The sequence below is a fragment of the Ensifer sp. Root558 genome, from assembly GCF_001427045.1.
In the GTDB taxonomy this organism is placed as follows: Bacteria; Pseudomonadota; Alphaproteobacteria; order Rhizobiales; family Rhizobiaceae; genus Ensifer; species Ensifer adhaerens.
In genome coordinates this window covers 231,992-254,938 of the sequence record NZ_LMGC01000036.1, presented here as the reverse complement: position 1 = coordinate 254,938, position 22,947 = coordinate 231,992, and the positions used below count along the sequence as shown (strand labels likewise).

General features: G+C 63.3%; 19 protein-coding genes. 15 read left to right on the top strand and 4 right to left on the bottom strand.

From position 1 onward, the window contains the following. Positions 1-8: 8 nt before the first annotated feature. Complete coding sequence (locus ASD63_RS30680) at positions 9-1,196, bottom strand: acyl-CoA dehydrogenase (protein WP_060530318.1); 1,188 nt, start codon at positions 1,194-1,196, stop codon at positions 9-11. A 235-nt stretch (positions 1,197-1,431) separates the two neighbouring features. Between ASD63_RS30680 and ASD63_RS30675 the strand changes: the two genes are divergently transcribed. The 15 genes from ASD63_RS30675 to ASD63_RS30605 all read left to right on the top strand — a co-directional run bounded on the left by ASD63_RS30675 (position 1,432) and on the right by ASD63_RS30605 (position 18,159). Next, complete coding sequence (locus tag ASD63_RS30675) at positions 1,432-2,400, top strand: LysR family transcriptional regulator (RefSeq protein ID WP_060530317.1); 969 nt, start codon at positions 1,432-1,434, stop codon at positions 2,398-2,400. Positions 2,401-2,478: 78 nt separating this feature from the next. Then, positions 2,479-3,606 (top strand): FAD-binding oxidoreductase, encoded by a 1,128-nt coding sequence (locus ASD63_RS30670; protein ID WP_060530316.1) that lies wholly within the window; start codon positions 2,479-2,481, stop codon positions 3,604-3,606. Positions 3,607-3,999: 393 nt separating this feature from the next. Then, positions 4,000-4,383 (top strand): YciI family protein, encoded by a 384-nt coding sequence (locus ASD63_RS30665; protein ID WP_034799590.1) that lies wholly within the window; start codon positions 4,000-4,002, stop codon positions 4,381-4,383. 247 nt (positions 4,384-4,630) lie between these two features. Continuing rightward, positions 4,631-5,473: a phosphonate ABC transporter ATP-binding protein gene (gene phnC, locus ASD63_RS30660; protein ID WP_034799588.1), complete on the top strand. Its 843-nt coding sequence runs from the start codon at positions 4,631-4,633 to the stop codon at positions 5,471-5,473. Between the two features lie 84 nt (positions 5,474-5,557). Next, a complete protein-coding gene (gene phnD, locus ASD63_RS30655) occupies positions 5,558-6,463 on the top strand; it encodes a phosphonate ABC transporter substrate-binding protein (RefSeq protein WP_034799586.1) in 906 nt (301 codons plus the stop codon). Positions 6,464-6,632: 169 nt separating this feature from the next. Then, complete coding sequence (phnE, locus tag ASD63_RS30650) at positions 6,633-7,595, top strand: phosphonate ABC transporter, permease protein PhnE (RefSeq protein WP_060530376.1); 963 nt, start codon at positions 6,633-6,635, stop codon at positions 7,593-7,595. A gap of 9 nt (positions 7,596-7,604) precedes the next feature. Beyond that, a complete protein-coding gene (gene phnE / locus ASD63_RS30645) occupies positions 7,605-9,122 on the top strand; it encodes a phosphonate ABC transporter, permease protein PhnE (protein WP_060530315.1) in 1,518 nt (505 codons plus the stop codon). A gap of 127 nt (positions 9,123-9,249) precedes the next feature. Further along, positions 9,250-9,957 (top strand): DUF1045 domain-containing protein, encoded by a 708-nt coding sequence (locus ASD63_RS30640; RefSeq protein WP_060518331.1) that lies wholly within the window; start codon positions 9,250-9,252, stop codon positions 9,955-9,957. A 1-nt stretch (position 9,958) separates the two neighbouring features. Then, complete coding sequence (locus ASD63_RS30635) at positions 9,959-11,098, top strand: alpha-D-ribose 1-methylphosphonate 5-triphosphate diphosphatase (protein WP_060530314.1); 1,140 nt, start codon at positions 9,959-9,961, stop codon at positions 11,096-11,098. Then, positions 11,095-11,679, top strand: a complete 585-nt coding sequence (gene phnN / locus ASD63_RS30630; protein WP_034799577.1) for a phosphonate metabolism protein/1,5-bisphosphokinase (PRPP-forming) PhnN — start codon at positions 11,095-11,097, stop codon at positions 11,677-11,679. The genes ASD63_RS30635 and phnN overlap by 4 nt, the downstream gene beginning before the upstream one ends. A gap of 300 nt (positions 11,680-11,979) precedes the next feature. Beyond that, complete coding sequence (gene hutI / locus ASD63_RS30625) at positions 11,980-13,224, top strand: imidazolonepropionase (RefSeq protein WP_060530313.1); 1,245 nt, start codon at positions 11,980-11,982, stop codon at positions 13,222-13,224. Then, on the top strand, positions 13,221-14,756 hold the full coding sequence (gene hutH, locus ASD63_RS30620) for a histidine ammonia-lyase (protein WP_060530312.1): 1,536 nt from the start codon (positions 13,221-13,223) through the stop codon (positions 14,754-14,756). The genes hutI and hutH overlap by 4 nt, the downstream gene beginning before the upstream one ends. A 1-nt stretch (position 14,757) precedes the next feature. After that, entirely contained in the window at positions 14,758-15,576 is an 819-nt protein-coding gene (gene hutG, locus ASD63_RS30615; RefSeq protein ID WP_060530311.1) for an N-formylglutamate deformylase, read from the top strand. A gap of 2 nt (positions 15,577-15,578) precedes the next feature. Further along, a complete protein-coding gene (hutU, locus tag ASD63_RS30610; RefSeq protein ID WP_060530375.1) occupies positions 15,579-17,252 on the top strand; it encodes a urocanate hydratase in 1,674 nt (557 codons plus the stop codon). Between the two features lie 268 nt (positions 17,253-17,520). Then, entirely contained in the window at positions 17,521-18,159 is a 639-nt protein-coding gene (locus tag ASD63_RS30605) for a hypothetical protein (RefSeq protein WP_034799569.1), read from the top strand. A gap of 1 nt (position 18,160) precedes the next feature. Here ASD63_RS30605 and ASD63_RS30600 read toward each other — a convergent pair whose 3' ends face one another. The 3 genes from ASD63_RS30600 to ASD63_RS30590 form a co-directional block, all read right to left on the bottom strand. Beyond that, positions 18,161-19,381 (bottom strand): MFS transporter, encoded by a 1,221-nt coding sequence (locus ASD63_RS30600; RefSeq protein WP_060530310.1) that lies wholly within the window; start codon positions 19,379-19,381, stop codon positions 18,161-18,163. A 181-nt stretch (positions 19,382-19,562) separates the two neighbouring features. Then, a complete protein-coding gene (locus tag ASD63_RS30595; RefSeq protein WP_060530309.1) occupies positions 19,563-21,005 on the bottom strand; it encodes a M81 family metallopeptidase in 1,443 nt (480 codons plus the stop codon). 11 nt (positions 21,006-21,016) lie between these two features. Next, positions 21,017-22,936: a beta-N-acetylhexosaminidase gene (locus tag ASD63_RS30590; protein WP_060530308.1), complete on the bottom strand. Its 1,920-nt coding sequence runs from the start codon at positions 22,934-22,936 to the stop codon at positions 21,017-21,019. Between the last annotated feature and the right edge of the window lie 11 nt (positions 22,937-22,947).

The window sequence follows — 22,947 nt, the reverse complement described above, 5'->3', positions numbered from 1 at the left end:
GGCACCGCTCAGAAGAAGGCCTGAAGGCCGGTCTGGGCGCGACCGAGGATCAGCGCATGGACGTCATGCGTGCCCTCGTAGGTGTTGACGGTCTCGAGGTTCACCATGTGGCGCATGACCTGGTATTCCTCCGAGATGCCGTTGCCGCCGTGCATGTCGCGGGCCATGCGGGCGATGTCGAGCGCCTTGCCGCAATTGTTGCGCTTGACGATCGAGATCATTTCCGGGGCCATGCGGCCTTCGTCCATCAGGCGGCCGACGCGCAGCGACCCCTGCAGGCCGAGCGTGATCTCCGTCTGCATATCGGCAAGCTTCTTCTGGAAGAGCTGCGTCTGCGCCAGCGGCCGGTTGAACTGCTTGCGATCGAGACCGTACTGACGCGCCGCATGCCAGCAGAACTCGGCAGCGCCGAGCGCACCCCAGGAGATACCGTAGCGGGCACGGTTGAGGCAGCCGAACGGGCCCTTGAGACCCTCGACGTTCGGCAGCAGCGCTTCTTCGCCGACCTCGACACTGTCCATGACGATTTCGCCGGTGATCGACGCCCGCAGCGACAGCTTGCCGGCGATCTTCGGGGCGGACAGACCCTTCATGCCCTTTTCGAGCACGAAACCGCGGATGGCGCCTCCGTGCGCTTCCGACTTTGCCCAGACAACGAAGACATCGGCGATCGGTGCGTTAGAGATCCACATCTTCGAGCCGACGAGGCGGTAGCCGCTCTCGGTCTTGATCGCGCGCGTCTTCATGCCGGCCGGGTCAGAACCGGCGTCCGGCTCGGTCAGGCCGAAGCAGCCGATCCACTCGCCGCTGATGAGCTTCGGCAGGTACTTCTGCTTCTGCTCCTCAGAACCATAGGCATAGATCGGATAGATCACCAGCGACGACTGCACGCTCATCATCGAGCGGTAGCCCGAATCGACGCGCTCGACTTCGCGAGCAACGAGGCCGTAGGCGACGTAGGAAGCGCCGACGCCGCCATAGGTTTCGGAAACGGTGACGCCGAGCAGACCGAGCTCGCCCATCTCGCGGAAGATCTCCGGATCGGTCGATTCTTCGCGGTAGGCGTCGATGACGCGCGGCTGCAGCCGGTCCTGCGCATAGGCCCGCGCGGTGTCGCGGATCATACGCTCGTCCTCGGTCAACTGATCGTCGAGGAGGAACGGATCATCCCATTGAAATTGCGTCTTGCCGGCCATGTTTCTCTCCCATCGGATTATTCGGCTCACGTTATCGCAAGGGGTGCATGCCGTTTCAAACGAAATTGAGGCACCGCCTCATGCGTCCGGGGAATGGCCCCTCCCTCGCCATCGAGCAGCCCATGTTGCAAATTCGCTGGAATATGACGACAAGAACGGACGTCCTTCGCTCCGCTTCCCTCCTTGCAGAACAAAGGGCCAGTTCAACGCCAGAGATCAGAAGCAAGCCACGACCATGGCCAATGACCGCCTCGAACGCTTCGCCCACAATCTCGACTGGAATCTGCTGCGCACCTTCGTCGTGCTCGTCGAGGAAGGCAGCATCACGGCCGCCGCCAACCGGTTGCTCCTGCAACAGCCGGCCGTCAGCATGGCGTTGAAGCGGTTGGAGCAAACCGTCGGCCAGAAACTCATCGACCGGCGTCCCGGGCGTTTCAACCTGACCGACGCCGGTGCGCGCCTGCATGCGCAGTGCCGCGATATCTTCGCAGCCGTCATCCGCCTGCCGAATGTTCTTGAAACCGCCGGCGAGGAGATCACCGGCCATCTCAACATCCACTCGGTCAGCCACGCGCATAATCCCGCCTGGGACCGCAAGCTCGAAAGCTTCTTTCGCCTGCACCCCAAGGTCACGCTGTCGGTCACGGTCGCAACTACCGTGGATGTGTTGAGCGCCGTCGAGCGCAATGTTGCGACCATGGGCCTATGCGACGGCAACATTCCTGACTGGCTGAACAGGCGGTTTCACGTGCGCGAGCGCTATGCGCTCTATTGCGGCAGAAGCCATCCGCTTTTCGGGGTCGAAGGTGTCGACTTCAACGACCTCAGGGGCAATCCCTATATCGCTTTCATCGCCGACGTTTTGGGCGGCCAGCACATGAACTCGGTAACCGCCGTGCGCGCGATCGGGTCTTTTGGCCAGCAGGTCCGCGCCGTCTCCTGCAATGTCGAGGAGGTGATGCGGCTGATCGCCTCCAATGTCGGCATCGGCATGCTGCCGGATCACTTGGCATCGCCAGCCGTCGCGGCGGGCCAACTGTGGCAGCTGCCGCCCTATAGCGATCTGCCCAGCACCGATGTCTTCCGCATCTCCAATCCGAATGCGATCCTCAATCCGGCAGAGGCCGCATTTCTTGCCCATGTGGCCGATACGGAGCCGCTGGACCACTGCCTCGACGATCGGGCCGACCATCATCAGGATTGATAGCCACCTTTCCAGTTATAAATTTGAACACAGATGACGCCTTGCCTATGGTCCGGCCGACAACTAACGGAGGCGGACATGCAAGACTACGACGTGGCGATCATTGGCGGTGGAATCGCCGGCCTGTCGCTTGCCTATTTCCTGGCACCGCATCGCTCCGTCGTGGTGATCGAGCGGGAAGAAGGGCTCGGCTACCACAGCACCGGCCGCTCGGCGGCAGAGTTCGTGCTGCGCTATAACGCGCCGGAGGTCTGTGCGCTGGCGGCGATATCCAAGGGCTTTTTCGATAATCCACCTGAGGGCTTCTCCGAAGTGGCGCTGCTCAAGCAGCGCGGTGGCGTCATGATCGCCAATGCCGAGAAAGTTGCCCGGTTCGAAGAGGTGTTTGCCGCGGAGAGCCGTGCCAACGCCGAAATTGAACGGCTGACCGTCGACGAGGCGATCGCGCGTGTGCCGATCCTGCGCCGCGACTATGTGGCTGCGGCCTATTACGATCCGCAATTCTGGGACATCGAAGTCGAGAACCTGCTGCAGGGTTACGTCCGGGGCGCGCGTCGCCATGGCGCGGTAATTATCGAGCGCTCGGACGTGCTGGCGCCGCGCCGGAACGGCGACCGCTGGGTGCTGGCGACGAGTGCCGGCGAAGTCAGTGCAAAGACGATCGTCAATGCTGCCGGCGGCTGGGCCGATCCCGTCGCACAATCGTTCGGCGTCGCCCCCATCGGCATCGTGCCGCATCGCCGCACCGCAATCACCGTCGACCTGCCCGAAGGCATCGACGCGCTGACGCTGCCCGAAATCAACGAGATCGATGAAGACTTCTACATGAAGCCCGAAGGCGGGCGGCTGCTTTCCTCGCCCGCCGACGCAACGCCGTGCGATCCGACCGACGTCCAGCCGGAGGAGATCGACGTCGCCTGGGCTGCGCACTACGTCGAGGAGGCAACGACCGTGCCGGTGCGCCGTATCTTCAAGAGTTGGGCCGGCATGCGCAGCTTCTCGCCGGACAAGCTTCCAGTGATCGGCTTTGCCCGCGAGCGTTCGGACTTCTTCTGGCTCGCCGGCCAGGGCGGCTACGGCATCCTCACCTCACCGGCGCTCGGCGCATTCGCCGCAAGCCTCCTCGTCGGTGCACCAGCGCCCGAGGCCTTCGAAGCGATCGGCCTCGATGCCGTAAAGTTCAGCCCGGCTCGATTGGAACGCTAGCCCGAGCAGAGTTGGCCGCAGGCGAGGAAGGCCACGCCCAGCACGATACTGCGGGCCGCGCCGGGGTCGAAATACGACTGTGACGAGGTCTTCGGCAATGCCGCGATCGATGAAGGCCTTCGCGCGCTCAGCCGAAGATATCTACCCGGGCGCGAAGTTGCCCGCTCGCTCGCGCGCGGCCCCGTCTGGAGGGCCCGCGACGCAGCAGCCCGCGGCGAGATCAAGCGCCGTTCTCGGATTGCCAGGCAGGCCTGTCGCTGGGCTGCGGCGGCCTGGGGCTGATCCGCTGAACACGCGCCCCACTCCGGTGGCACGCTCGGTGACGCCGTCCGCACGACGAGGCGTTGATGCGGCCGGCAAAACCTGACACGAATACGCGCGGGAGGACGGTTCATGTATTACGCAATCTTGGCCTACCATACAGCAGGCGTCGTCGAATCCTGGACCGAGGAGGAGGACGCAGCGCTGATGTCCGACCTGCTTGAAGTTCATGACCGGTTCGTCCAGCAGAAGGCCTTTGGCCCGGCCGCACGGCTCGGGCCTACCGAAGGTGCTGTGACGCTGAGGGGCAAGGGCGAAGGCATTGTCACCGATGGCCCCTTCGCCGAAACCAAGGAGCAATTGCTCGGCCTCTACGTCGTCGACTTCCCGGCCATCGACGCGGCAGTTGACGCCGCGCGCGAATTGCGCCGCTCCAATCCGACCGCGATCTACGAGATCCGGCCGATTGCGCTCTATATTCCCGGCGCGACGCTGGACCCCGGTCCACAGAGCTAGCAACTGCGCCGGTCCTGCGCCGCGACGGCGGCTCCGACCACAGATATCCGCTCGATGTTGATGCGCGCCCCTTGAAGTTGACGGGAGCGCAGGCGCCTGCGCGCAGCCATTCAAATTTTGTTAACCAAACATGCGGGGCTGTGAACTGTAACAGAACTTACAACAAACTGACATTCCGGCTTCATGAAGCGCCGATATGGCAGGGTCATACCGATGACCGGTCTCCCCGGAAGAGGACCTGCTAGACATGTTTCAGTTGAAGAATGTAACCCGCCAGTTCGGCAAGAAGACAGCCGTGAGTTCGGTTACCTTCGACATCCCCCAGGGCCAGATGGTCGGCGTGATCGGCCGCTCGGGCGCCGGCAAGTCGACGCTTCTGCGTATGATCAACCGCCTCGTCGATCTGTCATCCGGCTCGATCGTCTTCGACGGCACGGAAGTTTCGTCGCTGCGCGGTGCTGCCCTTCGCACCTGGCAGCGCGACTGCGCGATGATCTTCCAGCAGTTCAACCTGGTGCCGCGCCTCGACGTGCTCACCAACGTGCTGCTCGGGCGTCTCAACCACCGCTCGACCGTTTTGAGCATCCTCAACATGTTTACCCGTGAAGAACGCATCATGGCGATCGGCGCACTTGAGCGCCTCGGCATCGAGCAGACCGCGCTCCAGCCGGCCGGCACGCTTTCCGGCGGCCAGCAGCAGCGCGTCGCGATCGCCCGCGCGCTGATGCAGCAGCCGAAGGTTCTGCTTGCCGACGAGCCGATCGCCTCGCTCGACCCGCTGAACGCCAAGATCGTCATGGATGCGCTGCGCGATATCAACGAGCGCGATGGCATCACGGTGATCACCAACCTCCACACGCTCGATACCGCCCGCAACTATTGCGAACGCATCATCGGCATGGCGCATGGCCGCGTCGTCTTCGACGGCCAACCCAAGGATCTGACCGCGGCAGCGGTTGCCGAGATCTACGGCGCCGACACAGGCATCGAGGAATCGATGACCTCCACCAGCATCAACATCCCGGCGGCAGTACCGCAGGAAGAAACGGCATCGGCCGGCCTCAAGCCGCTGGCACTGGCCGGCATCTGACGCCCGCCATGATCGAAAGCCCGCGTCAAGGGCACCTCTTTGAAACCCAATAGGATCCGGCCAAGCCGGACACGGGAGAACCTTATGCTGAAGAAAGCTCTTCTGGGCGCCGTAGCGCTCCTCGCCCTCGTCGGCCACGCCCAGGCTGAAGACCTGAAGGAATTCCGCATCGGCATCCTCGGCGGCGAAAACGAAGCCGACCGCCTGCGCAACTTCCAGTGCCTGGTCGACAAGCTGCCGGCCGCCATTGGCGTCGAGAAGGTCTCGCTGTTCCCGGCCGCCGACTATGACGGCGTCATCCAGGGCCTGCTCGGCGGCACGCTCGACTACGCCGAACTCGGCGCTTCCGGCTACGCCAAGATCTACCTCGCCAAGGCTGACGCCGTCGAGCCGATCCTGACGACCGTTCAGACCGACGGTTCGACCGGCTACCACTCGATCATGGTTGCCCGCAAGGATTCCGGCATCACCAAGATCGAAGACCTGAAGGGCAAGAAGCTCGGCTTTGCCGACCCGGACTCGACCTCGGGCTACCTCGTCCCGCTCGTCACGCTCCCGGAAGCGATCGGCGCCCCGGTCAAGGAATTCTTCGGTGAAACCGGCTTCGGCGGCGGTCACGAAAACCTCGTTCTCGAAGTCGTCAAGGGCACCTTCGATGCCGGCACGACCTTCGGCTCGGGCGTCGGCGAATTCAAGGACGGCTACACCTCGGGCAACCTGAAGAAGATGGTCGACAAGGGCATCCTCGACATGAACGACCTGGTCGAGCTCTGGAAGTCGCCGCTGATCCCGAACGGCCCGATCGTCGTGCGCAACACGATGAACGACGACATGAAGGCGAAGTTCAAGCAGTTCATGCTGGACCTGCCGAAGACCGACGCGGCCTGCTTCTCGGCCATCCAGGGCGGTGACTTCACCGGCTACACCGAAGTCAACGCCGACTTCTACAAGCCGATCATCGACGCCCGCAAGGCGACGATCGGCGGCTGATAGACCCGCACCACTCGGGAACGCTGGCCGCCCAAACGGCCAGCGTTTCACTGTTTGAAGGGGTGCTTTCGCATCCTTCGCCGCATTGTTTTCACGCATTTCCGGGGCGGAAAACCGCTTCGCACTTTACCTGGAAATGCTCAAGAGGCCGGCGAAAGCCGGAACGGTCATGGCAACTTCCCTGCTCCCGCGACATCTGAGCGACAACGGCGCCGTCATCGAGCGTCACTGGCAGGAACTCAGTTCCCGCCGCCGGCTCTATTCCTGGCTTGGCTTCGGCGTTCTCCTCCTGGCGCTATCGGGCTCGCTCTGGTTCGCCAACGATTCCAATGCCGGCAAGTTCTTCGACCGTTTGCCGCATTTCTTCGATTTCGTCGGCGATCTCGCGCCGCGCGACGGGCTAGAAATTTTCCGCGCCATGTTCGACCTGCCCTCGCCCTATGACGATGGCAGCTTCAAGTACAACTACCCCGAGGGCCGGCTGTACCTGACCGAAAGCTTCTACATCCCCGAATACGTGCACAAGATGCTGGAGACCGTGAACATCGCGATCTTCTCGACGGTGATCGGTACGGCCCTCGGTTTCGTGCTCTGCTTCCTTGCCGCGCGCAACCTGATGCCCAATCCATGGATCCGCGGCATCGTTCGCCGCATCATGGAGGTGCTCCGGGCCTTTCCGGAGGTGGTGATAGCCGGCTTCTTCCTCGCGATCCTCTCGCTCGGCCCCATTCCGGCGATCGCCGCTGTCTCGATCCACACGATCGGCGCGCTCGGCAAGCTCTTTTATGAAGTGGTCGAAAACGCCGACATGAAGCCGGACGAGGGCCTGCGGGCTGCCGGCGGCAACTGGATCGAGCGCGTCTGGTTTGGCATGGTGCCGCAGGTGCTGCCCAATTTCACCAGCTATTTCCTGCTGCGCCTCGAGATCAACGTGCGCGCCTCGACGATCATCGGCGCCGTCGGTGGCGGCGGCATCGGCGAATTGCTGCGCCTTTCGATCGGCCAGGGACACCAGGCCAAGACCCTTGCAATCGTCCTCCTGCTGTTTGCGACCATTTTTGCCGTCGACCAGTTTTCCGCCTGGCTTCGCCGCCGCCTCGTTGGCGAGCAGGCCTTCCAGCTTGCCCAGTAGGTGCGTACCATGACCACGACCACACGATTGAACCCGATGGAAATGGACGCGATCGCGAGCCGCCATCCCGACCTCCTCAAATCCTCGACCTCCAGCCGCGTGCGCACCGCAGCCATCGCCGGCGGCGTCGTCGCCTACCTCATCTTCAGCTGGTGGTTCTTCTCGATCGGCCACGTGCTCGGCAATGCCAACTGGGGCATCGCTGGCACCTACCTCGCCGACTGGGTTTCCTATGAGGTACGCCCGGAAATCCACGTCGCCCCCGACCGGACGATGCGTCTCAACTATCAGCGCAATTCGCCGCTCGGGCCCAATCCCAATCCGGATTGGGTGGAGCTCGACAGGCAGACGGTGACGCGCCAGGTCGAGATACCGGCCTCCACCGCGCAGGCGGTCAAGCCGAAGGCAAGCTCGTCGTTCAGCTTCATGGCGCCCGGCTCCGCGCTCGGTGGCACAGCCGCCGCCGAAACGCAGAACCGTGTCGAAACCCGGACGGAAGACGTGCTGACGCGCGTCGTCGTAACCTACGACCGCTCGACCAGGATCGAGATCGCCGATGGTCTGGTGAAGGCTACCCACGGCGGCGACACGTTTGTGATGACCGTCGACGGCGCCGACACGGTGAGGCCGCAGGGCCAACTGCCCGCCTGGGCGACACAGAAGCGGCCAGGCGAAAAGATCGTGCTTGCCTTTGGCGCCACCGGGTGGGCCGAAGTGGAAGGCGACGAGGTTTCCGTCCGCAACCGCTTCTTCGGTTGGGCGAACTTCCTGTTCGACACCAACTCGCCCTTCTTCGGCAAAAGCTATGGCGAGGTCGTCGCGCTCATCACATCCGGCGAACAGATCGACCCGACGCGTTCGAACCTTTCGCTCGCCTGGAACAACATCCTCTATAACGCCGAATGGCAGCATCTGGACGTCTGGACGAAGCTGTTGCAGACGGTTGTCATGGCTTTCGTCGGCACGCTCATTGCGTCGCTGATCGCCTTCCCGCTCTGCTTCCTTGCCGCCAGAAACATCACGCCGAGCTTCCTGACCAACCAGGTGGTCAAGCGCTTCTTCGACTTCCTGCGGTCGGTGGACATGTTCATCTGGGCACTGTTCTTCACCCGCGCCTTCGGCCCCGGACCGCTTGCCGGCATCTCCGCGATCTTCTTCACCGACACCGGTACGCTCGGCAAACTCTATTCCGAGGCGCTGGAAAACATCGATGACAAGCAGCGCGAGGGCGTGAAGTCGGTCGGAGCGACGCCGCTTGCCGTGCAGCGCTTCGGCGTGCTTCCGCAGGTGCTGCCGGTTTTTGCCAGCCAGGCGCTCTACTTCTGGGAATCGAACACTCGCTCGGCGACGATCATCGGCGCCGTCGGCGCCGGCGGTATCGGCCTCAAACTCTGGGAAGCGATGCGTACCAATTCCGATTGGGAAAATGTCGCCTATATGGTGCTTCTGATCTTGCTGGTTGTCTTTATTTTCGACAGCATCTCGAACGCGTGCCGTTCGCGCCTGATGGGCAGCAAGGCACATTGACGACAGCCAAGCATTTGCGTGTCCGCCATCATGATGTTGTCATGGAAATCGGCTAGCTGCGCATCGCATCCCGCAAACAATCGACCCGCCGCCCTGGCGGGCCGGTCGCTACAAGAAAGTGAAGACCGTGCGTTATGCCATCTATTTCGCGCCGCCGGCGGACGACCGGCTGTCGCAGGTCGCGTCCCGTTGGCTGGGGCGCGACGCCTTTACCGGTGAGGACCTCACGCTTCCGACGATCGCCGGGATTGACGAAGAGACGCAACGCACATTGACGGCTGACCCGCGGCGCTACGGTTTCCACGGTACGCTGAAGGCTCCCTTCGAGCTTGCCGAAGGCCGGGACGAAGACGAGCTCCTAAGTATTTTCGAGTGCTTTGCCGCCGACCTCGACCCGTTCGAGATCCCCGAAATCGTGCTGCACCAGTTGGGCCCGTTCTTCGCACTCGTGCCGTCCGCGCCTTGCGTCGACCTGCTGGATTTGGCCGAAGACGCCGTTCACCGCTTCGACCCGTTCCGCGCGCCGCTGTCGGACGCCGACTTTGCCCGCCGCAAGCCAAACAGCCTGCCTGAGCGCCAGAGGCGCTACCTCAAAGAATGGGGCTATCCCTATGTTTTCGAAGAGTTCCAGTTCCACCTGACCTTGACTGGCCCGGTGCCCACGGAAACCAGCGGCGTGATGCGTACCGCGCTCGAAACCACCTTTGCCGAGCATATCGGCAAGCCACTTCACGTCACGTCAGTCGCGCTCTTCGTCGAACCGGAGCGCGGCGCACCCTTTACTGTCCGCTCCCTGCTGCCGCTCGGCAGCGACACCCAACGAAAGATCGCATGAGATGAGCAAAGAACAGGTTTTGACCAACGCCCGCATCGTCCTCGAGGATAGTATCCTCGACGGTTCGGTGCTGATCCGCGACGGCAAGATTGCCGACATTTCCGAGGGCACGGTTGCCAGCGGCGAGGACTTTGAAGGCGACTATCTGATCCCCGGCCTCATCGAGTTGCACACCGACCACCTCGAAGCCCACTACTCGCCGCGCCCGGGCGTGCGCTGGCTGAAGATCGCGGCAATCCAGGCCCATGACGCACAGGTGGTCACCTCCGGCATCACCACGGTCTTCGACTGCCTGCGTCTCGGCTCCGACGAGGATGGCGGCTTCCAGAAGGGCGAGATGCGCAGCATGGCCGACGCGCTGGCCCAGGCCAAGGAAGAGGGTCGCCTTCGCGCCGATCACCTGATCCACCTGCGCTGCGAAGTTTCAACGTCCGACGTGCTCGATCACTACGAGGACTTCCAGAACGATCCGCAGGTCAAGCTCGTCTCGCTGATGGACCATGCGCCGGGCCAGCGCCAGTTCCAGACGATGGACCAGTACACGCTCTACTACAAAGCCAAGCGCGGCTTCTCGGACGAAGAATTCGCGCGCTTCGTCGAGCGGCAGCAGGCGTTGTCGGCCAAGTATGCCGGTCCGCACCGCACCGCGCTCGCCGAGGCCTGTGCGGCCCGCGGCATCACGATCGCCAGCCATGACGACGCGACCGTCGACCACGTCGAGGAATCGATCGGCTTCGGCATCAAGCTTGCGGAGTTCCCGACGAGCTTCGAGGCCGCCGAGGCGTCGCACCGCGCGGGCCTCAGCGTTCTGATGGGCGCGCCGAACATCGTGCGCGGCAAGTCGCACTCCGGCAACATCGCCGCCCGCGATCTCGCCGAGCGCGGCGTGCTCGACGTGCTGTCGTCGGACTATGTGCCCTTCAGTCTGATCCACGCCCCCTTCGTGCTCTCCGACGAACTCGACGCCGTCGACCTGCCAAAGGCAATCGCCATGGTGACGTCGACGCCGGCGCGTACCGTCGGTCTCGATGACCGCGGCCGCATCGGCGTCGGCCTTCGCGCCGATATCGCTCGCGTCCATCGCAAGGAAGGCATCCCGGTCGTGCGCTCCGTCTGGCGCGAAGGACGGCGTGTCGCATGAGCGCGAACAACCAGGGCGGCGCGCTTGTCGTCGTTGTTGGACCGAGCGGCGCCGGCAAGGACAGCGTCATGGGCTTTGCCGCCCGGCATTTCGCGGATTGTCACGACGTGCATTTCGTCCGCCGCGTCATTACCCGTCCGTCGGATGCCGGCAGTGAGGTACATGAAAGCGTCTCGGAAGACGAGTTCGTCGAGATGCAGAAGGACGGCGCCTTCGCCGTTTTCTGGGATGCGCATGGGCTGAAATACGGCATCCCCGTCGTCGTGCTCAGGAATGTCAGGGACGGCATGACGGCGATCGTCAATGGCAGCCGTGGTGCCCTGCCGGCGTTCCGCGAAGCCTTCGGCGAGATCGCCGTCGTCGTTGTTACAGCCGAGACGCCTGTGCTTGCAAAGCGGCTTGCCGAACGCGGTCGCGAAAGTGAAGAGGAAGTTTTGCGACGCCTCAGCCGCCAGGCTCCAGACGTGACCTCAGGCCCGGATGTCAGCGTGATCGACAACAGCGGTCGCCTCGACATTGCCGGAAATCGCTTCGTCGAGGTGGTTGAACGGCTGCGCACTAAGGCGGATCACGCGGTTTAGCGTGATCTGTTTTCGCGGCCCGGCAGGATTTCGGGTCGCGGGCACGCGTCGCGATCCCCATTCCAAGGACACAGACAAAGGTTCCGAACCTCATGGCTCGGGGCCTTTTCTTTTTGCCTGCGGTGATGACGAACCGGGGGTGAGAAATTCCCGAGAAATCAGAGTTCTACGGTCATCTCCTCAAAGCCCCCGTTCTGTTTCACTCGGCCGATCACCCTTTCCTTTTCCGCAGGCTCCATAAATTTCCCCTTGTGGAGCGAATTAATATGTATATACATTATATTCAGTGGAGGCGACCTGATGAACGAACTCTCGACCCGCAGGCAGACATCCGGCATCTGGCGCAATGTGCGTCTCGTGACGCTTGGCGAAACCGTTGACGGTCTTGGCCTCGTCGAGAATGCGGCCGTTGCGGTCGTCGATGGGCGTATCGCCTATGCCGGGCCGGAGAGCGGACTGCCCGCCGACCTCGCACGCAGCCTTGAAGCGACGGACTACGAGGGCCGCGTAGTGACGCCCGCTCTCATCGACTGCCACACCCATCTCGTTCATGGCGGCAACCGCGCCCGCGAATTCCAGATGCGCCTCGAAGGCGCCACCTATGAAGAGATTGCGCGTGCCGGTGGCGGCATCGTTTCCTCGGTCAAGGCGACCAATGCGCTGACCGTCGACCAGCTTGTCGAAAGCACCCTGCCGCGGCTCGACACGCTTCTTGCCGAAGGCGTCTCGACCGTCGAAATCAAATCCGGCTACGGACTGAACGTCACGGCCGAGCTCAACATGCTGCGTGCCGCCCGCAAACTCGAAACGCTGCGGCCGGTGCGCGTTATGACGAGCTATCTCGCCGCACACGCAACGCCTGTGGACTACAAGGGCCGCAACGATGACTACGTCACCGATGTCGTGCTGCCCGGCCTCGACGCCGCCCATGCCGAAGGCCTGGTCGATGCGGTCGACGGTTTCTGCGAGGGCATCGCGTTTTCGACTGCCGAGATCGCCCGCGTCTTTGACCGCGCCAAGGCACTCGGCCTGCCGGTCAAGCTGCACGCAGAACAGCTCTCCAACCTTGGCGGCGCAAAGCTCGCGGCCTCCTACGGCGCGCTTTCGGCCGACCACCTCGAATATCTCGACGCCGAAGGGGCTGCGGCCCTGGCCAAATCAGGTACGGTCGCCGTGCTTTTGCCCGGCGCCTTCTATGCGCTGCGCGAAGACCGCCTGCCGCCGGTCCAGGCTTTGCGTGATGCCGGCGCGCGTATCGCGATCGCCACCGACTGCAATCCCGGCACCTCGCCGCTGACCTCGCTGCTTCTCACCATGAACATGTCGGCGACGTTCTTCCGGCTGACGGTTGCCGAATGCCTTGCCGGTGCGACGCGCGAAGCCGCCCGCGCGCTTGGCCTACTGGCCGAAACCGGCACGATCGAAGTCGGAAAATCCGCCGATCTGGCAATCTGGAACATCGAGGATCCGGCCGAGCTCGTCTACCGCATCGGCTTCAATCCGCTTCATGAACGCATCTTTAGAGGGCAAAGGATCGGTCAATGACCATCACTCTACACCCGGGCTCCGTGCCCCTCCGCGATCTCGAAACCATTTACTGGACCGGCGAGCCGGCCCGCCTCGATCCGTCCTTTGACGCCGGCATCAACAAGGCTGCCGCCCGCATTGCCGAGATCGTCGCCGGTAACGCGCCGGTCTACGGCATCAACACCGGCTTCGGCAAACTCGCCTCGATCAAGATCGACAGCGCCGACGTTGCAACGCTGCAGCGCAACCTGATCCTGTCACATTGCTGCGGAGTCGGCGAGCCGCTCGCCGAGAACGTCGTTCGCCTCATCCTGTCGCTGAAGCTCGTCTCCCTCGGTCGCGGCGCCTCCGGCGTCCGCCTCGAACTCGTGCGGCTGATCGAAGCTATGCTCGAAAAGGGCGTCATCCCTGTCATTCCCGAAAAGGGCTCGGTCGGCGCCTCCGGCGACCTCGCCCCGCTCGCCCATATGGCCGCAGTCATGATGGGCCACGGCGAGGCCTATTTCGAAGGCCGTCGCATGTCCGGCGGCGAAGCGCTGTCCGCCGCCGGCCTCAAACCGGTGGTGCTGGCCGCCAAGGAAGGCCTTGCGCTGATCAACGGCACCCAGACGTCGACGGCGCTGGCACTCGCCGGTCTCTTCCGCGCCCATCGTGCCGCACAGGCGGCACTCATCACCGGCGCCATGTCGACCGATGCGGCCATGGGCTCGTCAGCGCCCTTCCATCCGGATATCCATACGTTGCGCGGTCATCGCGGCCAGATCGATACGGCCGCGGCTCTCCGCGCGCTGCTTGCCGGCTCGGCAATCCGCGAAAGCCACATCGAAGGCGATGAGCGCGTGCAGGATCCCTATTGCATCCGCTGCCAGCCGCAGGTCGACGGCGCCTGCCTCGATCTGCTGCGCTCGGTCGCCCGCGTGCTTGAAACCGAAGCCAACGCCGTCACCGACAACCCGCTCGTTCTTTCAGACAACTCGGTCGTCTCCGGCGGCAACTTCCACGCCGAGCCGGTTGCCTTTGCCGCCGACCAGATCGCCCTTGCCGTCTGCGAGATCGGCGCGATCTCGCAGCGCCGCATCGCGCTGCTCGTAGACCCGGCTCTCTCCTACGGCCTGCCGGCCTTCCTCGCCAAGAAGCCGGGCCTGAACTCTGGTCTGATGATCGCGGAAGTCACCTCGGCGGCGCTGATGTCGGAGAACAAGCAGCTCTCGCATCCGGCGTCTGTCGACTCGACGCCGACGTCGGCGAACCAGGAAGACCACGTTTCCATGGCCTGCCACGGCGCGCGCCGCCTGCTGCAGATGACCGAGAACCTGTTCTCAATCGTCGGCATCGAAGCACTGACCGCCGTCCAAGGCGTCGAATTCCGCGCGCCGCTCGCCACGAGCCCTGAATTACAGAAGGCCGCTGCCGCCCTTCGCGCCGTCTCGCCGACGATCGAAGAGGACCGCTACATGGCCAACGACCTCAAGGCCGCCGGCGACCTCATCGCCTCGGGCCGTCTGAACGCCGCCGTCTCCGCCGGCATCCTGCCAAGCCTGGAGGCCTGAAATGGCGGTCGTCGAAGTCAGACAAGGCAACTCGCCGGTCATTCTCGGCTTTCCGCATACCGGCACCGACGTGCCGGCTGCGATCTGGGATCGGCTGAACGATAACGGTCGGATCCTCGCCGATACCGACTGGCATATCCATCAACTTTATCATGGCCTGCTGCCGGAGGTGACCGTCGTTCGCGCCACCTTCCACCGCTACGTGATCGACGCCAACCGCGATCCCGAGGGCGTCAGCCTCTATCCCGGCCAGAACACGACCGGATTGATCCCGGAAACGGACTTCGACGGCAAGCCGATCTGGAAGGACGGAGAGGCACCGACTGAAGCGGATATCGCCGAACGGCTCCGGTCATTCCATGCGCCCTATCACGCGGCCCTTGCCGCCGAGATCGAGCGGGTCAAGGCGATCCATGGCGTGGTCGTGCTTTATGACTGCCACTCGATCCGCTCGCGCATTCCGTTCCTGTTCGAAGGCAAGCTGCCGGATCTCAACATCGGCACCGACATGGGCAAGACCTGCGCGCCTGACATCGAGAAGGCGACGGCCGCAATCGCTGCCGCTGCGGAAGGTTACAGCAGCATTCTCAACGGCCGCTTCAAGGGCGGCTGGACCACCCGCCACTATGGCCGCCCGGAAACCGGCGTGCATGCCATCCAGATGGAGCTCGCGCAATCGACCCATCTCGCCGCCGAAGAGCCGCCTTTCGCGCTCGACGCCACACGATCCGCCCTGTTGCGAAAGCCGCTGGGTGCGATCCTGAACCGCATCGAAACCATCGCATTTGACCTCAAGACACTGACAGGGAGCGAGGCATGACCATCAACAATCCGCGCCACAATATTCGCGACGTGCGCGCTCCTCAGGGCACCACGCTCAATGCCAAGAGTTGGCTGACCGAAGCGCCGCTTCGCATGCTGATGAACAATCTGGACCCGAACGTCGCGGAAAACCCGCACGAGCTGGTCGTCTACGGCGGCATCGGTCGTGCCGCCCGCACGTGGGCCGATTTCGACAAGATCGTAGAGACGCTAAAGGACCTCAACAACGACGAAACCTTGATGGTGCAGTCGGGCAAGCCGGTCGGCGTGTTCCGCACCCACAAGGATGCGCCCCGCGTTCTCATCGCCAACTCCAACCTCGTGCCGCACTGGGCGACCTGGGATCACTTCAACGAGCTGGATAAGAAGGGTCTCGCCATGTACGGCCAGATGACGGCCGGCTCGTGGATCTATATCGGCACGCAAGGCATCGTTCAGGGCACTTACGAAACCTTCGTTGAAGCCGGCCGTCAGCACTATGGCGACAACCTTAAGGGCAAGTGGGTGCTGACCGGCGGCCTCGGCGGCATGGGTGGCGCCCAGCCGCTCGCCGCCGTCATGGCAGGCGCTTCGTGCCTGGCCGTCGAATGCAACCCGGACTCGATCGATTTCCGCCTGCGCACCCGCTACCTCGACGAAAAGGCCGAGACGCTGGACGAAGCGATGGAGATGATCGCCCGCTGGACGAAGAACGGCGAAGCCAAGTCCGTCGGCCTGCTCGGCAACACCGCCGAAATCCTGCCGGAGATGGTCCGCCGCGGCATCCGTCCCGACATGGTCACCGACCAGACCTCGGCGCACGACCCGGTCAACGGTTACCTGCCGAAGGGCTGGACCATGGGCCAGTGGAAGGAGAAGCGCGTCAGCGATCCGAAGGCCGTCGAAAAGGCCGCGCGCGCCTCGATGCGCGACCACGTCGAAGCGATGATCGCCTTTCAGGACATGGGCATCCCGACCTTCGACTACGGCAACAACATCCGCCAGATGGCCAAGGAAGAAGGCCTCGAAAACGCCTTTGCCTTCCCGGGCTTCGTTCCGGCCTATATCCGCCCGCTCTTTTGCCGCGGCGTCGGCCCGTTCCGCTGGGCGGCCCTGTCCGGCGATCCGGAAGACATCTATAAGACCGACGCCAAGGTCAAGGAACTGCTTCCCGACAACAAGCACCTGCACAACTGGCTGGACATGGCACGTGAGCGCATCGCCTTCCAGGGCCTGCCGGCGCGCATCTGCTGGGTCGGCCTCGGCGATCGCCACCGCCTCGGCCTCGCCTTCAACGAAATGGTCAAGAACGGCGAACTGAAGGCGCCGGTCGTCATCGGCCGCGACCACCTCGATTCCGGCTCGGTCGCCTCGCCGAACCGCGAGACCGAAGCGATGAAGGACGGCTCGGACGCTGTTTCGGACTGGCCGCTGCTCAACGCCCTGCTCAACACCGCATCGGGCGCCACCTGGGTGTCGCTGCACCACGGCGGCGGCGTCGGCATGGGCTTCTCGCAGCATTCGGGCGTCGTCATCTGCGCCGATGGTACCGACGATGCGGCCAAGCGCCTCGAACGCGTGCTCTGGAACGACCCGGCAACCGGCGTCATGCGCCATGCCGATGCGGGCTACGACATTGCGCTCGATTGCGCCAAGGAAAAGGGCCTGCGCCTGCCGGGCATTCTCGGCAACTGATCCGCTCTCGACCGACATACTCACGGACATACTGATTGGGGCGCCGAAAGGCGCCCCAATCACTTTTTGATGAGACTAGCGTCAGGACTGCGTCTTCCTCGCTCCGGCGCCTTGCAGCTGTTGATAGCAATGCTAGAAAAATCGAGATGCCATCGCATTGCTGGCGACGCGTTGCAGAACATCTCTGTTCGCTCACGCGAGCGCTGGTTTTTTATGAGAAGGCTTCATGCGCTGGGGCGGGTACGGGAGAAGAACCATTAGACATCTTATGTTTGCCACGGGGCTTCTTGCGAGCGTCTTTGTTGCCTCGTCTGCGGTCGCTCAAAACGTGAGTTTCTTCGGCCCTGTTCGCAACGGAGAACGGCACTTTACCGCCTTCCCGGAATTTATTGGCGTCGGAATGAGCCAAGGGGAGACCAAGAAGAGGGACGTGGTCTTCTCGACAATTCAAATGATCGCCATGGCCGCCGGAATTGAGACCAAGGCCCAACCGGGCCTCGGAAGAAACACCATCGGCGTGATCTTCAGAAAGGATGTCGTCAAGAATGGCCGGGTCGACGTCAGCAAAATTGAAGATTTCGGCTTCGACCCCTACTACGAGCGGCTGCTGAACGATACTGCAGCAACTGGCGTACCAAATTGCGCTTCCGCCGTGAACTATTCCGCGGAAGGGCGATTTGACCGCGCTGTCATCGTTGCAAACAGCGATGTCCCCGATCAGGAATTGGCGACCTGCGTGGCGCAGGCCCAGGCGCACGCTTTGGGGATAGCCACGTTTACCTCCAGCAAGGCCGACTTTTCGCGCTTCTTCGCGAGGATCATGATCCTCGCCGATCAAAAGAAGAGATGTCTCCAGGACAACCAGACAAAGTTCACCTGCAGTTTTGTCGATGAGCCCTGGGACTAATTCACGAGCGGCGGAATGTTTTCTTCCCTGTTTTATCGCCGTCGAGCGCGAGCAGCAGCACCAGCCCGGCAAGGCCTGCGGCGCCGCCAAGCAGCGCCGTGCCCGAATAGTCGCTGATCCGCGTGCCGAGCGCAAAAAGCCCGGCGCAAAGGCCGCCGCTCAGGAAGAGGTTCACGGCGAGCAATGAGCTTCCGAGGCCCGGGCGGTCGGCAATCAGGTCCTGGAGGTAGCTGATCGGGATCGTGATCAACGCGGCGGCACCAAAGGCACTGATCAAGGTGAGCGCGTAGATCTGCCAGGTCGCCGTCGAGAAGCCGAGCAGCACCATGTAGCCGATGTAGATCGCGGTTCCGAGCGCCAGCGCCTTGAATGGAACAAGGCTCAGCTGGATGCGCGCCCAGACGAAGATGAACACGACTTCGAGGAAAGCGACGATCCCAACGATGATGCCGATATCGGTGACGCTGCCGCCGATCTCGTCAGTCATGATCAGGGGCAGCACGGCGGCGTTGACGTGCAGCGACGAGGTGATGATCGCAACGGCGATGACGCGCAGGAAAATCCCTGGCGCCAGGATCTCCCGAAAAGACGTCCAGTAAGAAAGCCGCTTGCCGAGCGATGCGTCGGCCCCGCTTTCGTTGGGCAGTTTAAAATAGACGATCAGCAGATTGGCGAGGCAGCCGAGACAGGCGAGCAGATAGGCCGGCAGCATGCTGTCGCCGCCGGCGAGTGCAAAGCCGACCAGTCCTGGCACCAGAACCCAGGACACTGATATGGCCGCGCGGGCGCCCGTCGTGAGCGAGGCGGCGTCATGGCCGCTCATCCGCCGGGCGATGCTGCGCACATTGGCAAAGAGCAGCGTGTAGACCGCGCCGTAGATCGGCAACAGCAACAAGACGCTAACGACGAAGCTCATCTGATGCGGGAGCACATAGACGATGCCGTAGCCGACAACGCCGAAAAAGATCGCCGTCGACATCAGCAGCCGGTAGTTGCCGACGCGATCGGCCAGAATGCCGATCGAAACACTGACGATGACGTTCACCGTCGAGGCAAGCAGGATCAGCAGCGAATAGACGGCATCGCTGAGCCCCAGCTCGTTGATGCCGACGACGGACTGGTAGGGCGAGGTGGCCGCACCGGCAAACCCGAACAGGAAGATTGCCAGCATGCTGATCCGCATGGCCGGGTTGCGCATGGCGCTGAGAATGGTGGAGGTCATGCTAGAATGTGTCCGCGAAGCGGGTGGAGGATATCGCACAATCGCTTAAATTGTGATCGATTTAAGGACGGTGTTATGCGGAAGGCTAAGGCGTTTCAGCGCCCATGCGCGTCGAACGACGCGCGGTGCTTTGAGGGAAGCCCCTACCCGAAACTCGGGTAGGAAATGTGCGAAGCATGTCTCAGGCGCCGCTCGACCAACGCGCCGAAAAGCGGGCGACGGGTTCAAAGGAAAAGTCCTGATCGAAGGGGTAGGCCGGCCGCTGACGGCGGAGGCTCGCGAGCCCTTGGATGTCCTGATTGACGACCCCTTCAGTCAGGGCCATCAGGTTGGGGTTGGCGATCGGCGCCAGTTCGGGCGACAGGTAGCCCGATTTGACGACGAGCAGCCGCACCGCCTCAGGGTCGAGGCCCAGCCGCCGGAAGTCCTCGATGTTGTGGTAGGGCCTGCGCCGTGCCGCGATAACGACATCGATCGCGCCGACCCGCACCACCGCCTGCCGCTCTTTCGCAGGCCCGGGATCATCCAGCGTGACGACCTCGGCCAGCATCTCCGCACGGGGGCTTGCCGGATCGAGGCTGCCGCCGATCTTGAGCATCAACGTTTCGCCGACCCCAGCGGCAAAGCAGGCTTCGACCGCCGGCAGGTCCGTGATGCCGGCGATCAACGCGCCCCGCCAGCCGCGGGCGAGCAGCGCCTTCAGCACGTCTGCGCGATCACCAACGCCGCCGCCGGTCGGGTTGTCGCCGGAGTCCGCAAGAATGATCGGCGTCGTCGTCGCCCGCTCGGCGATATCCAGCATTTCGTTGAGCGGTCCGGTGACCGGACCGAAGCGGAAGTTTCGACGTTTCGACCAGTAGCCCGCGGCAATCTCTTCCGCTGCCCGTTTGGCCGCCGCCCTGTCGGTGGCCGTTACGACCGCACAGGCGGTCGCCCGCGGCTCGTCGGCCCAGACGTAGCCCACCATCAGGTTGGCATCGAGAACGCCTGGCCGCTTATCGATCTCGGGCAGTTGCACGTAGAGCGACTTTGCCGGCTCGTCCTCGGTCGAGGTGCATTCGCCGGGAAGCAGGACCGGGACCGGTGCCCAGGCGATGCCCGGGCGCGTCCCGTCTCTCAGCGCAGATACCAGCATCGACCAGGCACGGGTCATGGTCTCCGGCGTATCGATATGCGGCGCGGTGCGGTAAGCGGCAAAAATATCGAGCTGGTCGATGATCTCCTGGCTGACATTGCCATGCAGGTCGTAGCTCGCCGCCACCGGGCAATTGGGACCGACGACAGCGCGGGCGGCGGAGATCCAGTCGCCTTCGGCGTCGTCCATCCCGTCGACCTTGATGGCGCCATGCATGGCGAGATAAAGCCCGTCGATCGGCAGCGCGTCACGCAGCATTTCGAGGAACTCGGCCTTGAAGGCGTCGTAGGTTGGGCGCGACACGGGGCCGCCGGGCACGGCGCGGGCATGCAAAAGCGGCAGATGCTCGACACCCTCGGCCTTCATGAAACTGAAGTACTCGGCGTCCAGCAGCGTTTGGCCGCGCAGAACGCGAAAATCTTCCTCTGTCATCAGAACAGGCGAATAGGTGCTGCATTCGGTATGGATGCCACCAACGGCGATGCGCATGAGCGTTCCTCTCAGAGGTTCGGGCTGAGCGGCGCGATGGCCGCAAAGCGCAGCCAGTCCTTCGCCGACTTCGGTGTCCATGCCGCCTCGGCGATCGCCGGAAGCCGCGGGAAGACGAGCCGGTTGAAGTAGCCGCGCGAAAGATAATGCTCGGACCAGATGCACGCCTGCACGCCTCTGAGGCGGGCCTTCAGCTCGTCCGGGAATTCGCCCTCGGCCTCGTAGCCGTAGGTGTGGGCGGGTGTCGCCGTGCCGGCCCAGCTTGCACCTGGCTCCTGCCAGGCATCGGCCTGCGCCATGTCGAGGTAATAGGCCTGGCCGGGGGTCATCACCACGTCATAGCCTTCGCGGGCGAGCTCGATGCCGACCTCCGGCCGCTCCCAGGCCATCAGCAGCGTATCTTCGGTCGAGACACCGCCGCCATGCGCCACTTCGTTCCAGCCGGCGAGCTTGCGGCCACGCGCCGTCAACATCTGCTTCACCCGCTTCAGGAAATAGGACTGCAGCGCGAAGGTGCCGGAGATGCCCTCCTGCTCCATCAGCTTCTTGGCCAGCGGCGAAGCGAGCCAAGAACCGTTCGCCACTTCGTCGCCGCCGATATGGATGTAGGCGCTCGGGAAAAGCTCGACCATTTCGTCGAGGACCTTCTCCAGAAACTCGTAGGTAAAGGCAACGGCCGGGTTGAGCGCGTTATTGGGATAGCCCTGAACCGAATGGTAGCTCTCCGGGGCCTCCTGACCGTCTGTCAGATCCGGCAGCGCCACCAAGGTCGCCGTGCTATGGCCAGGGATATCGATCTCCGGCACGACATCGACATGCAGCGCCGTCGCCTGCGCGACGATCGCCCTCACGTCCGCTTGGCTGTAGAAGCCGCCGACAGGCTCAGCGCCATTACCAAGCTGCGGCAGAAGCGGCTCATCCGGCCCGCGCAGGACGCCAAGCGTCGTCAGCTGCGGGTAGGCCTTGATCTCCAGGCGCCAGGCCTCGTCGTCGGTCAGGTGCCAGTGGAAAACGTTGAGCTTGAACCAGGCGAGAATGTCAATCAGCCGCGCCACATCCGCCGTCGGGTAGAACTGGCGGGAGACGTCGAGATGGCAACCGCGCCAGCTGTAACGCGGCGCATCCGAAATTTTGCCGCTCGCCGGAAAGCGGAACTTTTCCGGATGGTTGCGTGCCCCATCCAGAAGCTGGGCCAGACTGGTCAAACCATATTGCCGGCCGGCGCTGCCGCCAAAGCTAAGCCGGATTTCGGTCTCAGAGAAGTCGAGCCGATAGGCCTCAGCCTTAAGACCAGCGTCGGCGGTAAAGACAATCGCCCGCCCCTGCTTCGAGGCTGCCAGGCTGAAGGGGGCGTGGCCCGCAGGGAACAGCCGATGGTACATCGCCAGAACCGTATCGATGGCAGCGACATCCTCGCCCGTCGAGCCGACCGCCGGATAGAGCACCACTGGAAAACCGTCTCCAGGACGAAGCTCAAGCTTCGCTGGCCAGGGCTGCAACGCATAGGGCTGATCGAGCTTGCCGTCCGGTAGCCGCACCGGCGGCGGTTCACTGACGGCATTTTCAAGCAACAGATCGGAGACAGCGACCGGCACGTGACCACCATCGGCAAGCGTCAGATAGGCGGACTTGGCACCGTCGGTGCAGTGGCGCGCGTTGCGGTGCAGGCCGCTGACGGTGAAGGTCCAGCTCCCGCCGTTTTCGATCGTCAGCCCCGCAGGCGGCGCGAATTCGTGAAAATTGGCGTTACGGCGCAGGAACACGGCATTGTCGCAGGCCTTGGGATCGATCACCCGGGTGAGCGAGGTGTAGACGATACTGAAGCCGGAAAGTGGCGCGCCGGAGAAATTGAACAGCGTGAAGGTAAACCGCCCGAACGGCCCGCCATCCGGCTGCCAAGACGCCTCGAGACGGTAGGAAACCGGGTGCATGCTCTTCCTCC